The sequence below is a fragment of the Ruegeria sp. ABF4_144 genome, from assembly GCF_056160045.1.
In genome coordinates this window covers 196326-210663 of the sequence record NZ_JBSWWK010000004.1, presented here as the reverse complement: position 1 = coordinate 210663, position 14338 = coordinate 196326, and the positions used below count along the sequence as shown (strand labels likewise).

Annotated in this window: 15 protein-coding genes and 1 pseudogene; 8 read left to right on the top strand and 8 right to left on the bottom strand. The window is 52.1% G+C overall.

The annotated features are described in order from the left end of the window. Positions 1–10: 10 nt before the first annotated feature. The 3 genes and pseudogenes from tnpC to ACXAGD_RS23240 form a co-directional block, all read right to left on the bottom strand. Positions 11–1553: pseudogene (tnpC, locus tag ACXAGD_RS23250) on the bottom strand (IS66 family transposase). A gap of 77 nt (positions 1554–1630) precedes the next feature. Further along, positions 1631–1978, bottom strand: coding sequence for an IS66 family insertion sequence element accessory protein TnpB (gene tnpB / locus ACXAGD_RS23245; RefSeq protein ID WP_475214569.1), 348 nt, complete (start codon positions 1976–1978; stop codon positions 1631–1633). Then, a complete protein-coding gene (locus tag ACXAGD_RS23240) occupies positions 1975–2301 on the bottom strand; it encodes an IS66-like element accessory protein TnpA (RefSeq protein WP_475214624.1) in 327 nt (108 codons plus the stop codon). The genes tnpB and ACXAGD_RS23240 overlap by 4 nt, the downstream gene beginning before the upstream one ends. A gap of 190 nt (positions 2302–2491) precedes the next feature. On the opposite strand from ACXAGD_RS23240, the gene ACXAGD_RS23235 reads away from it, so the two are divergent. Continuing rightward, positions 2492–3013, top strand: a complete 522-nt coding sequence (locus tag ACXAGD_RS23235; protein ID WP_475214567.1) for a hypothetical protein — start codon at positions 2492–2494, stop codon at positions 3011–3013. 485 nt (positions 3014–3498) lie between these two features. On the opposite strand, the gene ACXAGD_RS23230 is transcribed toward ACXAGD_RS23235, so the two are convergent. Further along, positions 3499–3852 (bottom strand): hypothetical protein, encoded by a 354-nt coding sequence (locus tag ACXAGD_RS23230; protein WP_475214565.1) that lies wholly within the window; start codon positions 3850–3852, stop codon positions 3499–3501. 1689 nt (positions 3853–5541) lie between these two features. Here ACXAGD_RS23230 and ACXAGD_RS23225 point away from each other — a divergent pair. The 5 genes from ACXAGD_RS23225 to ACXAGD_RS23205 all read left to right on the top strand — a co-directional run bounded on the left by ACXAGD_RS23225 (position 5542) and on the right by ACXAGD_RS23205 (position 9097). Continuing rightward, positions 5542–5853: a hypothetical protein gene (locus ACXAGD_RS23225; RefSeq protein ID WP_475214563.1), complete on the top strand. Its 312-nt coding sequence runs from the start codon at positions 5542–5544 to the stop codon at positions 5851–5853. Positions 5854–6224: 371 nt separating this feature from the next. Then, positions 6225–6821: a hypothetical protein gene (locus ACXAGD_RS23220; protein ID WP_475214561.1), complete on the top strand. Its 597-nt coding sequence runs from the start codon at positions 6225–6227 to the stop codon at positions 6819–6821. 564 nt (positions 6822–7385) lie between these two features. Next, positions 7386–8132, top strand: coding sequence for a BapA prefix-like domain-containing protein (locus ACXAGD_RS23215; protein WP_475214559.1), 747 nt, complete (start codon positions 7386–7388; stop codon positions 8130–8132). Positions 8133–8292: 160 nt separating this feature from the next. Next, complete coding sequence (locus ACXAGD_RS23210; RefSeq protein ID WP_475214557.1) at positions 8293–8433, top strand: hypothetical protein; 141 nt, start codon at positions 8293–8295, stop codon at positions 8431–8433. A 328-nt stretch (positions 8434–8761) separates the two neighbouring features. After that, complete coding sequence (locus ACXAGD_RS23205; protein ID WP_475214555.1) at positions 8762–9097, top strand: hypothetical protein; 336 nt, start codon at positions 8762–8764, stop codon at positions 9095–9097. A 989-nt stretch (positions 9098–10086) separates the two neighbouring features. Here ACXAGD_RS23205 and ACXAGD_RS23200 read toward each other — a convergent pair. The 3 genes from ACXAGD_RS23200 to ACXAGD_RS23190 form a co-directional block, all read right to left on the bottom strand. Beyond that, complete coding sequence (locus tag ACXAGD_RS23200) at positions 10087–10701, bottom strand: hypothetical protein (protein WP_475214551.1); 615 nt, start codon at positions 10699–10701, stop codon at positions 10087–10089. Continuing rightward, positions 10680–11042 (bottom strand): hypothetical protein, encoded by a 363-nt coding sequence (locus ACXAGD_RS23195; RefSeq protein WP_475214549.1) that lies wholly within the window; start codon positions 11040–11042, stop codon positions 10680–10682. The genes ACXAGD_RS23200 and ACXAGD_RS23195 overlap by 22 nt, the downstream gene beginning before the upstream one ends. Positions 11043–11257: 215 nt before the next feature. Continuing rightward, positions 11258–11362: a hypothetical protein gene (locus tag ACXAGD_RS23190; protein ID WP_475214547.1), complete on the bottom strand. Its 105-nt coding sequence runs from the start codon at positions 11360–11362 to the stop codon at positions 11258–11260. A 249-nt stretch (positions 11363–11611) separates the two neighbouring features. Between ACXAGD_RS23190 and ACXAGD_RS23185 the strand changes: the two genes are divergently transcribed. Next, positions 11612–11968 carry a hypothetical protein gene (locus tag ACXAGD_RS23185; RefSeq protein WP_475214545.1) on the top strand — a complete coding sequence of 119 codons (357 nt, stop codon included), beginning with the start codon at positions 11612–11614 and terminating at the stop codon, positions 11966–11968. Positions 11969–12333: 365 nt separating this feature from the next. Next, positions 12334–13032 carry a helix-turn-helix transcriptional regulator gene (locus ACXAGD_RS23180; RefSeq protein ID WP_475214543.1) on the top strand — a complete coding sequence of 233 codons (699 nt, stop codon included), beginning with the start codon at positions 12334–12336 and terminating at the stop codon, positions 13030–13032. Between the two features lie 357 nt (positions 13033–13389). Here the strand turns inward: ACXAGD_RS23180 and ACXAGD_RS23175 are convergent, their stop codons facing one another. Beyond that, positions 13390–14292 (bottom strand): LysR family transcriptional regulator, encoded by a 903-nt coding sequence (locus ACXAGD_RS23175; RefSeq protein ID WP_475214541.1) that lies wholly within the window; start codon positions 14290–14292, stop codon positions 13390–13392. Between the last annotated feature and the right edge of the window lie 46 nt (positions 14293–14338).

Below are 14338 nucleotides of genomic sequence, written 5' to 3'. Positions count from 1 at the left end.
AAGCCTCTTGTCACACTTCTATCTTATCATACTGCCACGGCATGAGCTCATTGGGGCGGTTGATCTTGTGATCTGGCAGGCGGTCGAGAACCCAGGCGAGCCATGCTTCAGGATCGACGTTATTCATCTTGGCGGTCTCGATGAGAGTGTAGGCGATGGCGGCGGCCTTGCCGCCTCCGACAGATCCCATGAACAGACAGTTTTTCCGGCCCAGGGCGATGGGGCGATGGGGCGATGGGGCGATGGGGCGATGGGGCGCTCACAAATATTGTTGTCAAGCTCTAGCCGCCCGTCGCTGAGATAAGCGCGGGCCTTGGGCATGCGGTTTAGGGCATAGCGGATGGCGGTAGCCAGTTTGGACTTACCCGAGAGCTTGGGCAGTTGCGCCTGCAGCCAGGTCTCCAACTCATCAAAGATGGGTTTAGCCTTCTCCTGCCGCAGGGCAACGCGCTCTTCTGGGAGTTTGCCCTTGGCTTCCTTCTCAACCGCGTAGAGTTCCGCAATCTGCGTGATGGTGTGTTTGGCGATGTCCGCGCCGGTGCGCTCGAACTCGTCCACAAACTTGCGGCGGACATGCACCATGCAGGCTTGTTCATCGGCTCTGTCTTCACCAAACAGCCCATTGAAGCCTGCAAAGCCATCGGCATGCACGGTGCCGGTATAGCCGGAGAGGTGATTGACCGGGTGCTCGCCTTTGCGATCTGTGCTGAACTGATACCAGGCGCAGGGCGGAGCCGCGCCACACCACGGACGTTCATCGCGCACATAGCTCCAGAGCCGTGCGGTCTGAGTCTTCTTCGGCTTCAGCTTGCTTTGCAGTTTGACCGGTGTGTCATCGGCAAAGAGCGCAGGGCTCGCCCTGACCTGCTTGCCAATATGATCGGCCAGTGGTTCCAGCAAGGCCGTGCTGCGTCCCACCCAATCGGTCGGCGTTGAACGGTGCAGATCGACCTTCTCACGGGCGAAGATTTTGGATTGCCGATCCAACGGCAGATGATCGCAATATTTACCAACCAGCACATGGGCCAGAAGCCCCGGGCCGGGGTGGCCACGCTCAATCGGACGGGATGGCAATGGGGCCTGCGCAAAAGCCTCACAGCAGTGCAGGCCATGCGTGGGCGGATAATCCGGCGCACGACAAAGCGACCGGGGATATATTCCAGCTCTTCGGTGACGTCCTCACCGATTGGGCGTAAAGAACCGCCGCACTCACCGCATTCCTCTCCGGCAGACAGCACTTCGTCCTGTCGCTCCAGATGATCGGGCAATGGTTTGCGGCTATGCTGGCGTTTGGGCGATTTGCTATCAGCCTAGGCAGGTTCGTTCTTCTGAGCCTCAGCCGCGACTTCGATCTCGGCGTCTTCCGCGAGATCGAAGGCCAGTTGATCGAGGCTTTCGGATTTGGAACCGAACCGCGCCTTGCGATGGCCATGAAGTTCCGCCTTTAGCTTCTCAAACTGATAGGTCAAGGACTGGATCTCGGTCGCCATCAACTCACTGACGGCGCGCAACTCGTCAGGATCTTTGGGCAGTGATTTGAGAGTATCCAGCATAGGCAAACCGATACCAGACCGGTCCGGTAGAAGGAACGGAAAACCTCGCCAAACCCTTCGTCTTGCTGAACTTTATTTTATCCCGTCATAAGGGGACGCCAAGTCTTCTGCGGCGTCCGCCAGTCGATCCCTTCCAACAGCATCGACAACTGTGACGGGCTTAAGCGGACCTTGCCTTCTTTGGCTGCTGGCCAAACAAAGCGTCCCCGTTCCAGCCGCTTGGAGAACAGACAAGCCCCTTGGGCATCCCACCAGATAATCTTGAGAAGATCACCGCGACGACCACGGAACACGAACAGATGACCGGAATAGGGATCGAGTTCCAAAACCTTCTCGGCCTGAGCCGCCAGTGTGTTGAACCCCCGCCGCATGTCCGTTACCCCGGCGGCTAGCCAAACCCGCGTGTTCGATGGCACCGGGATCAAGGCATCAGCCCTTCGACCAGAGCCAATACCGCTGATAACGCCGTCGAACCCTCCACAAGTATCCGGCGGCCATCCGACAGGGTGATATCCACGCGCTGCGCTGAAAGTGGTGAATGCAACCCAAGCTGCAAGATGGGAGGATGGGCTGAACCGGGCAGCGATGCTACACGTTCAATCTCAACCGGCAAAAAGCCAGTCTCATCAACATCAACGCCTCCCTCAACCGCTTCCGGCGCAAACCGAGGGTCCTTCAACCATTTATGGATTAGATTGGTGTTCATCGAATACCGTCGCGCAACTTGCGCTATCGATATCCCAGGCACAGAAGCCTGCGCGCAAATCGACCGCTTCTCATCATCCGACCAGAACCGGTTCTTCTGACCCTTCTTTCCCGCCATAAATCACCTCAAGATGTCCACTACCAATGGTGGACATCTTTAACACTCTCCCCCTCCCGCCGTCAGAGCACCAACACCGGACGATTACGCCGAGGAAACTCTTCGAGAAGAAGATGTGAAATCTCTACTGACACCGGTTGGACGTTCCGCATCTGGAACATCAGAGATTTTGGCATCAGACGAGAAAGAGTTTGTAGCCAAACTGCAATCCTTGGGTATTGTCAATTTACCCTCACAGGGCGTTGAAGCTGACTTTCAAGTCGTTGCTACAGATTGGCGAACGATCAATTTTGACGGTCCGGTCTCTAAAATCTTGGAACAAGCCGACTCAATAAAATTATCCCACAAGGTAGATATTCTTACTCCTAATTATACTGAGGAATGGAAGAGTCTGGAGATAGCGCTCGTCGACATTGATCGAAGTGGCGATCACGTCGCCCCCCTAAAATCAATTGTTTTGCCGAAGACAATTGGTGCGGAACAACGCTCGAAATTGATGATGAAGTGCCTGGCGGATCTTCCTACTACATCCAAGAAGAAATTCCGTCACAGGTGCGACAGGTGGAGCTACGTTTTCCCGCATCTGTTGTGTCTCTATTGGATATTCCAAACGTCCGGCAGGTTGCCTCGGACGTAAATCACCTAAGCAGAAAAGAAGCAATCGCCCGCCTTCACGAACTGCATTCGGAACAAGCAAAGCGTGAGTTTCAGGTGTTTGGTTTGGCAATAGGTGGATCGCTCCTTTGGATTGCGCCTCTATTGGTTCTTACAACGTCGTTATTTCTTAGGGCTCAAGTACGGGCGCTTGCTCGACTGGAGCCGTCGAAGAGGGCTATTCAGCAAGCGTTCTTGGCACCTTTCCTCGAGGGTGCCAGCGGTGAGGCTTTGCGCGCGTTTCTTGTAGCCATACTTCCGGTTGCGGCCCAATTATCAACCTTTGCAGTCGAATCTGGACAGGTGAAGTTTCTCGCCTCCCTGGCAATAACGCTTGCCAGTTCGTTCGTGGCTGTCGGCACAATCCGCACCATTAGGCGGATAATGCGAAGAGTAGATTTGAAAGTTCCAAGCATTCAGATTTAGCTGAGCGAAGCTTTGACTGATGTATTAACTTTCCTCTCCGAGTCATCGACCTTGCGGTCTGTAAGCCGTTGGAGTTGTAGCGGCATTGTGGTAAACTTTGCGCAAATGGCCCCGGGCGGGAAAACCGACATTCAACCAGCGCACAGCATCCGGAACTTTGGGCTCGGAGAAGACATTCGAGCCATCGATGCCTTTCGAGTGTCGGTTAGCGAAGGGCTGGAGCCAGGACAACGACGACAAAGGGCTCAAACCGGAAGAAATCGCTCCATCCAGCGCCCCTTCCAGAGTGCCACCAATGGTCAATTGAGCTACGTCACTGTTTCTGAACCCATTGATCAGCGTATCATTCAGAGGACTGCTTTCGGGGATGTTCTGGTCGATGAGTTGCAACGTCATGAAAGACTTGAACGTGTCTTCAAAGCGTATGACACAATGCGGTCCTTCGGCGGCCAGGTCATTGTAATCTTACAAGCACTTCCGAGCATACAGGATAAATTTGGGAATGACGGGGTCGTGAAATGTCTGCTCGCAAAATTTTCCCAGCTTCCGAAGATTCAAAGGTGCGCTGACACGTATCTACGCAATCGGAAAAAGCGATCCTCAGCAATTTGAACCCTATCGGGCCAGACCATCCAGGAGGGGTGTGCCATTCAGCGCGGTTGTAACCAGTAAAGGCAAGACTCGTCGTGGGTTGTTATCACTTTAACAAGTCGTTTCTGGAGAAGAACTCGCTGCTTTGAGCGGGTCAACGCGTCGGCTGGTTGCTGCAAATGCCACTAAAACAGCTCCCAAAGCCCCACCGGATGAATAAATGAGCAACGCTAGCCAAATAGGATAACCCGCGATTAGTACTACGCTTCCCAACACCAGTCCAATGAAAACGCCAAAGCTAACAACGCCAATAACCATCCGTCCCTCTCCTGTCGCGAAAGAGTTGCCTGCTAGGAGCGCTCACGATTGTCTGAGGTGAGCTGAGATTGCAAACCGTCCATACCAACGAGCGAAACCGGCGAGTTAACTGGGTGCCACTGACGTCCTTCACGACCTAAAAGGTAGCTTACTCAGCGAGTTAAAATCTGGGCTATGGAAACCTCAAATAGAAATGGCTTGATCCATGCGTAAAGGGCGATCTGTTCCTCCCTTTCAATTGCATGCTTTCCCAGCAGACCTGAGATCAGCCTGCATTGCAAAAAGGACAAGGGGTCGAGGCAAGCGCGCGAAATCAAACTCAAAACTATAATTAATGCGCTGATAAAGAGGGGATTTTTCCCTCCCCAAAAGTGAGAGCCGCGTTAAGGAGACGTTTGGCATCCTTTGACTGCGCTCCAGTTGGTAATGATCTATTTTTCCATCGCTTGAGGTGATGACGAAATTTTCATCAGCTTTCATTGAATCACGGGAGAAACTAAATTCTCGGACTAACCGTTGTATTCAACAGTGATCCATTTTGGACCGGTGCTTTGAAGAAGTTGTCGGGCATGATGCGGATTAAGGTCTCAACTGAGAAGGCGGGATCACCAAGTCGATCAAGTTGGATTGCGAGCGTTAACGGACTTTCGGGCCTCGCACCCCGAACCCGGGCAGCCTTTCGGCTGCTGTGCGCGACCGGCGGGAAGGGGCACTTTTGGTCGGGTTCGCTCCTTCCCGCATCTGCGGTGCGTGGAGAGCGGCTAGCGATCACAGTTCTTCATTGCATCTGAAAGTGGACGTGCGGTCTGGTTGGCCTGTCAAAAAAATATTCCGCTTTTGTAAAGAGATGTCTGGTGATGGCTAATATTTCCACCGCACACGAGAAACCATTTTTGAACTTCGACCGTAACATTCACTAATGATTGTTTGTGGAACGGGCGAGCAACAACGAGCAGGCGAAGAAGGTGCGAAGCAAGGTCTCACCCAAGAAGATCGGACCTTCGCGTTACGTAAATGTGATTGCGCGTGCTAACGGGCAGACGGGACCTTGTCCTGGAACCCGGGCAGTTTAATCCCTGCTGCGCGCGACCTGCGGGAAGGGGCGGTTTTGGACTTGTCCGCCCCTTCCCGTATCGGTGGATGATGCCGAACACAGGGAAGGAACACTGTCTGCCGTTGCTCGGCTATCTGTTCTATCGGATCGAACGCAAACTGGCTGAAAGCAAGTTGTTTATCATTATACTCAATGAAGCCAGTGCATTGTTTGACGATCCGCGGGTTGGTTCCCGAATTCGGGATTGGATCAAATCCATCCGTGAGCTGGACGGTATCCTTGTGTTCATGACGCAGCAAATGTCAAACGCGCCAAAGTCATCCATCTCGGACACACTGATCCAATCGACAGAGAACCGTATTTTCTTTGCCAACTCGCAAGCGGATCTCGCGATCTATGTTGATGCGTTCCGCCTTGGGGCAATTGAGACCTAAGAGCACCCATTCTTTGAAGAGGCTGAAGAACCTGTGGAGGATGGCAAGACTCATGCAGAAAGAAAATTAGCGGGTGTAGTGGAGCCAACCAAGGTACCGGGTTTGATCAACGATCTTGGAAGCCTGCTGAATATGGCACCTATCATCCCAAAGACAGAACACGAGCTGGCCGGGCTGGTACGTTGGTTGTCACCGTTGTTAGGTGGAAAAGGAGAAAAGCCTACTTCGATAAGGCGAACGCGGCTTTGACATTAACAAATTGGGCGACACCAAAGCGACGAAGTCAGTGAGCTAATTTTTGCAGGCTACTGCAACCAAAGCATGAATCGCGACGTATTGCTGGCCAAGCAGCAGTAGGAAGACGAATAAACATGCTTCAAACATCTAAGACGTCACTCGGTGTTTGCTTGTGTCTCATTGCCATTTGTCGTGCTTTCAACGCATACGCATTGCCCCTGGTTCATGGGGATATCCTGTGTTCGAACCATGATGATCGTGATGATACATGTACCTCGATCGGCCTCGTAGTGGCGAACAATCGCGACTTCGTTACCGTTGATATGATTTCTGGAGGATCAAACAAACAAGGTGCTAAATCTGAAATGAAAAAAGTGATTCAGTACCAACGCCGAGAGACATCGATGTGTGCAATGTCGCTGGAATCTATTGCGATTGAGACTGAGGATGCTGAAACCAGAAAAAACGTGAATCTCATCTTGGACCGTGTGAATGAAGTTCAGTATGCACTGACTGAGCGCGGCCTCTGTTGGGAGTACATTTCTTGCGATGATTCCTACTTTGGTGTTGCCACGGTAGACAACAATCCAGTTCCTCATCTCAACTCTTTCTTTAGGGTTTTTAAGCAGAACGAGAAGCAAGCAAGTTTCCTCAAAATCCGCCATGAGGTTGTTAGCGACCAGCCGAAAAACCCGGTGTTGCCGAAGTCCTGCGTGCCGCACTCCCAATAGGCAAAGGAACAGTGGGTTCACCGGACGGGCTGGTATGGGAGTTCCCGTGGCCTGCTTCAATAGTGGTAGAATGTTCTGCCTGACATTGAGCGTTGGTTTCTAAGTTCAGAACCCATTAATCTCCGTTTGATCCCATGACTCACGGGTCGAAAACGAGCGGTGAACCTATCTGATCAATTCTGGCTGAGCGACACGCAGATGGCGCGGCTTACACCTTTCTTTCCGAAGAACACCCGCACGTGAGATGTGATTTGCAATTAACGCGCGCTATGGAGGCGGTTGACCAAAGGCAAGGCTGGCCACCTGCACACGCCTTGCAGGACAAGCTCCGATACGAATCCATTTCTGGTTGAAGTCTCGGGCCTGTTGACAACCCCACCATCTCGCTGAGTGGAACGGGCTTTCGGAAACTCTGTGCCGGAACGGGTATGGATTGGGAGGGGCTGTGATGGGGTCGGGGTGATTCGGTCGCAGGACGGAATGGGAAGCGCTGAAACTTTTTGAGGCAATGGGTCGTTTCCTGTTTTGGATGAACTCTTTTGGTAACCGGGCAGGTGGATTGAGATGGTTGTGAAAGCTGTGGATCGCGCATCGGGCGCAGAGCTGGACGTGGTTCAGGCCGGAGGTGTCGTCGAGCTGTCCGGGCCGTCAGATGTCCGTCTGGGGCTCAATGTCGGCTCGGTCGAAAGCCTGGTGCGCATTGGGGATGACCTTGTTGTGACCTCCAGCGGTGGAGGCACCACTGTACTTGAGGGGTTTTTCGGGGGTGTTGGCACCGGCCAGGGCAGCCGGATCTTTGTGAGTGGAATGACTGAGGTGACGGGCACAGAGCGCCGGGGCGACAACATGATCGTGCGCCTTGAGAATGGCGACATGCTGGTGATCGAGAACTACTACAACCAGGACACCAATACAGGCGAGGCTCCGGTGGCAGATGAGGCTGTTCTGCTACCGGATGGCAGTGACGCGGTTCCACCCTGGTTGCTGCTTGCAGGAGGCGTGGCCGGGGTATCGGCGGTTGCGGTTGCGGCTTCTGGAGGTGGCTCCTCTGATGGTGGACTCGGAAGCGGAGGCGACAGCACGCCGCCCCCGCTTCCGAACATTACGCGGGTGACCCCGTCCGATATCACAGACGATATCTCGGACTTTGTCACAGCTGAAGATGGTGGTGCCGGTAACACGATCCTGACCATCGATCATGATGGCACAGGCATGCTGGACCGGGAGGTCACAATCGACTTGCAAGGGGTAATGCACACCGATGGCCTGCTGGGTACCCCGATGGCTAACGGTAACCTTGTAGCCATGTGAGGTGAGGGGCGGGTTTTTGGTGCGTGAAGGATAGCAGAGCGATGTTGGTTTGATCAGGAAAGGTGGAAGTCTCCCATTCGCTCTGCCTTATCTGAATCGCAATCGCAGCTTGTCGACGCGGCGTTGAGGGAGGCGCGCGCGACAGGCGGGAAGGAGCTGATTGGAACTGATCGGCTTCTTCCCGTACTGGCTGGCTCAACAGGCAGGGCGAGCAAGTCATTTTTCTGAAATCGACTTCCCCGATGGAGCCTACCCGGAAACTTACGACGATTCAGACGAAGCCTGCGCAAACTTTGTTTAGCTGGCGTCCTCCGGCTGCAATAATCTTCAAATAACCCACTGATTTGACCGCGACGGGAAGGAGGTTTGACCATCAGTTGCGCGCCGCGATGTTTGGCGCGCCTTGGTATTCTTCCCTTGTTTTCCCGGCGAACCAGGGCCGTTTGCTCCGATTTACCAGGACTGTGCGTAGCCTGCACAGGGGCCGCCGCCGCGGCCTCGGTGATCAAACTCAAACCTTCATTCAATTGCGAGAGTTCATCGTTTCGGTGAGAGATATCAGGCGCTTTTTCTGCAACTTAAGGGAGAATATTAGGAGACTTCGAAGCAACTAATAATGTTTGGCAATTATGAATTTGATTTTCACAAGAACACTGGGCGGCTTATCTCGCGCCTACTACATGCGGCAGTTGTTCTTTGGGGCGTGCCTTGGCGGTTTTTATACAGCAATCGTTCTCCTAGGAAGAGCGGAGCTGTCAAATAGCCAAACTTCGTTCTTTATTTCAATTTTTGTCCTGAACACGCTGCTCTATCCGTATGCACGCTTTGTCTGCGAGTCAGTCATGGATTTTATAATCGGCGACAAAGTGATTGTCATTTTGCCGTTGTTTGTCATGATGTTCTGGAAAGCGATTACTATCGGCATTGTCTGGGCACTTACCATTTTTTTGCGCCGATCGGACTGATTTACCTGTTTTTCTATCATTCGCGAAATGTGCCTGAGTAAGTGCTGTACTTCGTGGGCAACAATTAGTTTCGCGAAGTTGTAGGGTCGGGGTCACCATGGCCCTACCTACTGGGTTCAAATCTGGTCAATGATGGTCGAGGAACTGACCCGGACAAGTTGCCCTTCAGTTCTGAATAACCCGTGACTCTAACGACTCAAGCCAGGATACCGGAAGGGCTGGCCACGCCTTCCGGTAATCCTTTCTACGTGCCAGATTTGGTTTTCTCAAAAGAGAAACCAAACTCGTGCACTAACCGCCGTTTCCGACAATGATCCATCCTAGATCAGTATTTCGAGGGGATTGCCGGGCAAGACGCGGAATAAGCGTCTCACCTCAGAAGGCCGGTTCTACATGTTTATCATATTGGGTTGCGAACGTTAACGGATTGTCCAGCTTAGCTCCATTGATCCGGGCAAATACTATTTGCTGTGCGCGATGTGTGGGAAGGGGGTTATTGGTGTCGTTCTCCTTCCCGCATCGGCGGTCCATGCTGAGTGTGGCGGACGATCACGCTTATTGATTGCCCCTGAAAATGGATGTGTGGTTTGGCTACCTTGTTCAAAAAAATATTCAGAAATCATAACAAGATGCTTTGTGATGCCCGACATTTCCGCTGCCAACGAGAAACCATTTCGATACTTTAGACGTAACATTCAGCAATGGTCATTTGTGAAACCGGCGCACAGAGTAATAGTGGCGGACAAGACGCGGAGAAAGATCTGAAACCACAAGATCGGACTTCCGAAGAGATCAAATGGACATTAGCGCACTAACGCATTGCCGGGTCCTCCCACCTCCAGCCCAGGCAGACTAACCTCTGTTATGCGCGAACAGCGGGAAGGAGTAGTTCGGTCAAAACAGGCTCCTTCCCGTCTCGGATGTTCGCTACAGTGAACACGCTACGAGGAGTTTTCGCAAAAAACCGAGATACTCCAGTCAAGCCGTTCCTATAGCGCTTTTTCCCGACACCTCTTTTCCTCTTCCATGCCTCTTCGTTGAAGGAGGCCCATAAAGCTTCCCATCAAGTTCAGCTCGCCGTTTAGGCGCGCGCGAACCATTCCTCGGAAATACGCGCCTGGTCGCAGAATGGGAGTTTGACTCTGGTCTGTGAGCCGGGCGTCCACGACCAACCCGGCAAGTATCGCCTCATTCAACCCCAGAACGTTGATTGCTTCCTCCCAAGCAGAACTGGTTGTGCCGATTTCTCGTAGTCGCCGCGATACGCCAGCTTCAAGCGCGAAGAGGGAAGGGTTGGGATCAGGGGTGCCGCCATTTTCGATATCAATGTTCATTTTGAGTTCTTCCGAAGCCAGCTCGTACACTACCCGACCATCTGCACGCAACGTTTTGGGTTGATGAGCCTCCGTTTCGGCCTGACATCCGCTTTCTAAGCCTGATTGACTCTGTTCTTGGTTATAAGCTTGGGGCAGGGCGGGTTGGCCCTCAGCATTACAAGACAAAATTTTATCTTCGATTTTATCTTGTATATGGCACCCGAAATCAGGTTCGGGTTGACCAGAAATTTCTAAGGGGAGTTTGATTAGCGCTCCGGCTTTTTCCACAAGTCATGTGCCGCCTGGACATGCGCAGCGAGGTTTTCCAGCGTCATGTATTTCAGTTTGTCGGAGCACGGCCATGACAGAAACTCACCCATCATCTGTGCAGCTGGTTCAGAAGGATGGTGGAGTTCGACCAGAGTGCCGAGGGTCATCTTCACATAACGATACATTCGTGATCGGTCTCCCCTCAGCTCATCATGCCTCTTCTTGTCTGCTAGGCTCCGTTTCTCGGTGTTGAGCATGTTGGGAATGAGTTGTAGGGCAGGGGTCAACGTCGAGGCGTTGAAATGCGTTGGCGGCGGCAGTGAAAGTACAGGCTGCTCGTTTTCCGACTGCTTAGCCAAGTAACTGCAGGCGGGCGTCTGAACCCTCTCTTTCAGACGCTCGTGATGCCCTCTCCAATAATAAGTGTTATGTTAATTATTGAGAAAGAGCTGACCTGAAAATCCGATGAAAACCCCGAATGCGTATGCTGGCCCAGAACAAGGACCGTAGCCGACCGTGTTTCCCCCACGGATAGGGAAGATATCCATTTTAGAATCCTCTTCTGAGATAGCTTTTAAAAAAGGTTCACTGAAGTAGCTTCTATCTTGTCATTTTCGGCGTGAGTGCCGAGGAACTTGATGAAGGCGATGCGTCGAACGAAATCGAAGGCAACAAACATGCGGAAGTTTTCGCCTTCGATTTATTCCCAAAGCGGGAAGATCGAGAGATGTATTTCCCGAAATGGGAAAAGTATTTTCGAAATTGGCAAAAAAACTCATATGACCCTGCAACCTTAGCGGGAGCACAAACGTATAACTCTCCATAAGGCGGCAGGAATTAGAGCGTCAGCCCGATACTAACTTCCTTTCAAGTCGTGAAGGTTTCCGGACTCGATGGGTAAGCTGGCTGACCACAAAAGAGGAATTCAATGTACACGCTTGAAGACTTAGAGCAGGCCGTAGAAGAACTTCAAAAATGGGGTGATCGTTTTGACAGATGCTCAGGAAACCACTCAAACAAGTATAAATCCAAGGTAGTTGCGGCAAGCCGTAAGGTACGCAGAATCGAAAGATCGCTAAAGACTGCAGGGGTCCTTCCTCTTTCGGACGCCGAGTTAATGGAAAATGAGTTGGATGCAGCTTTCCCCGACGCAAGCAATCAGCAAATTGTGGAGTACAAGGGGCGAACTTTTAAACGGTGGTTCTGGCCTGCTGGGAAAACCCGTTCTGGAACGACAATCATAGAGGGGGACGAAGGTTGGGAAGAGATTTTTCCCAGAGACTGACAAAACAGGTACTTTAGATACTACTGAACAAAATTTTCGTAAGGCTGATGCACACGATTAATTCACCATACCAAGCCCAGCACTATGGTCTTTCTCGCAAGGCTTTGTCGGCAACAGGCCTGAGCTAATCACATGCTTTCGGAAACTGGAAAATGGTCTCGATCACATATCGATGTGATGTCGCCATCTTCTTCGGAGTTTACAAAGGCGACACGGCAGCGGTTCTAGAAGAGCCTTCGCTTTGTAACTGCCTACAGAACGTAACTGAATTCAATGCCCGGCCACTTTTGGGGGAATATCAGTAACACACTCCACCCTGAGCAGTTTTCCTGCTTCAACTGTGACGCTAAACAAGAAGTTGATCTATGAATATCGAGGATATTGGTAATTCTGAACTGGCCCTAAGGCAAACCGGGCATACACGCCTCCAAGAAATTTGTTCGAGGTTCGAGTTGGACTATGCTTTCTACGGCCATGTCGACAAGCAGAGCAACGCTATCCACGGCTGTACTACCTTTTCGGTCGAATGGGTTCGGCATTACGTCGATAATAACCTGGTCTTGGTTGATCCCCTTATTCAGCTTGGCGTAGCCAGCATTGCACCTATTGACTGGGCTGTTCTAGATGACCGCCTTGAACAAAAGACATTATTCGATACTGCGAGAAGATTTGGTGTGGCGCAGAACGGGCTTTCCATTCCAATTATCAGTCCGTTTGGCGACCGTGGTATTTTTACAGTCACTTCTAACCTGCCTCGCTCAGACTGGGACTCGCTTGTCGCTAAAACGCTTCCGGCCCTTCGGCATGAAGCACAGGTTTTGCATCTGCTTGCGCTAGACGTGATAGATACAGTCTTCAACTTTTCCAGGGACTCCCTGTCCAGTGATGAGCTGGATGTGCTGAAAATGCTCGCATCAGGTAATAAACTGTCTGTTATTGTGTCGCAGACGGGCTACTCTTCCCGAACTGTGGATGCTCTGACTGCATCAATCACCAACAAGTTAAAATGCCGGACTATCGAACAAGCAATCGCAAGGGCTGTCAGAGCAAACATTCTCAATTGAAGCGGGTTCTTTGCGGCCCCTGTCTCTGAAATTAGGCTTGGACGGTCGATCTGCGGACGAAGTTGCCGATAAGTCAGTTTGTTGGGTTGTTTGATAACGGCCCAAACCTGCCATTGGTCAGAGCCAGTTATGGCTGCGTTGCGGCCCGAAAAAGGAGACTTTCACTGCAACCGCGAGATTTGTTCACCGAGGAACTGACGCCCTGCGGGACTTTGCTACCATTGGTCAATTGCTTTCAAAAAGCTGCTCTCGGTACCTAAGCGGGAATTCGGCAATTCTACCGAGCCTAAGAAAACGACCTACGTTTGGGCCAGAAAATGCTTCAGTTACAGGTCTCCCTGTGCCTCCCGCCACCGATCACGCCCGATACTTGGCAAGTTCATTCCAAACCGATTCAACCGCGGCAGACGTGTTCTGCGACTTGCGCGCTGCACAAATGTTCCATGTAAGGTTCTGTTTCATCGACACGGGTTTTGCGGTCTTTGCACGGGTCAGCTCTGCGAATGTGTCCGGCATCCCTCCAACGATAAATTCAGGCTCTGCCAGCAGTCCAGTCAGGAGGTTGTAGTCGTCGCATTCGATATGCGGCTGCGCATTGACCTTTTCGGCAGCCTCGGCACCGCCACCAAGTGCTTTTGTCAAAGCGGCTTTCCAATGTTTGTGGAGATGGGGTGATGCAAAGGGAAAATCGAATATGCCTGCCATGGTTTGCGGGCCGCGCTGGTGAATCTCATGATCTCGATGAGCAACAAACTGGATGGGTTGTTTCTCCATCACCATGATCTCGACATCTTCGGCTTCAGGTGTGTAGGTCAGATCGCCAAGGAACACGTCGAATTCCCCTGCCTGCAATAAGTCGAGCGGACGTGCATAGGCACTCACCAGAATTCGGAAGCGCAGGTCAGGCATTGCCCTTCGTACGGCGCGCAAGACTGGCAGGATCAAAGTTCTTGTGGTTAACGGCCCGCAACCAATCAGCAAAGTACCCGGCCCGGTTTCACGCAAACCGGCCACACGGGTCGTATAGCGGTTCAGGTCTTTGCGCAGCGCCTGAGCGATTGGCAAAAACTCCTGCCCCGCGCGTGTCAACGTGCTGCTGTTTCGGCTGCGATGGAACAAAACAAGTCCCGTGTGTTCTTCAGCCTGCCCGACATAGCGGGACAAGGACGCGTTGGATACACCCATCGCACGAGCGGCGTTTTGGAAGCTGCCGGTTTCAGCCAATGTGAGAAAGGCGGTCAAAGCGTTTTCGTTCATCATACGGTCTAATTGTTTCAGGTTTTGTGTTTTAGTTTTCACAATATGA

Coding starts and splice junctions, on each gene's coding strand:
- ACXAGD_RS23185 (WP_475214545.1), top strand. CDS start 11,612: ATGTACACGCTTGAAGACTTAGAGCAGGCCGTAGAAGAACTTCAAAAA.
- ACXAGD_RS23180 (WP_475214543.1), top strand. CDS start 12,334: ATGAATATCGAGGATATTGGTAATTCTGAACTGGCCCTAAGGCAAACC.
- ACXAGD_RS23205 (WP_475214555.1), top strand. CDS start 8,762: ATGAATTTGATTTTCACAAGAACACTGGGCGGCTTATCTCGCGCCTAC.
- ACXAGD_RS23220 (WP_475214561.1), top strand. CDS start 6,225: ATGCTTCAAACATCTAAGACGTCACTCGGTGTTTGCTTGTGTCTCATT.
- ACXAGD_RS23230 (WP_475214565.1), bottom strand. CDS start 3,852: ATGACGTTGCAACTCATCGACCAGAACATCCCCGAAAGCAGTCCTCTG.
- ACXAGD_RS23175 (WP_475214541.1), bottom strand. CDS start 14,292: ATGATGAACGAAAACGCTTTGACCGCCTTTCTCACATTGGCTGAAACC.
- ACXAGD_RS23190 (WP_475214547.1), bottom strand. CDS start 11,362: ATGTTTGTTGCCTTCGATTTCGTTCGACGCATCGCCTTCATCAAGTTC.
- ACXAGD_RS23215 (WP_475214559.1), top strand. CDS start 7,386: ATGGTTGTGAAAGCTGTGGATCGCGCATCGGGCGCAGAGCTGGACGTG.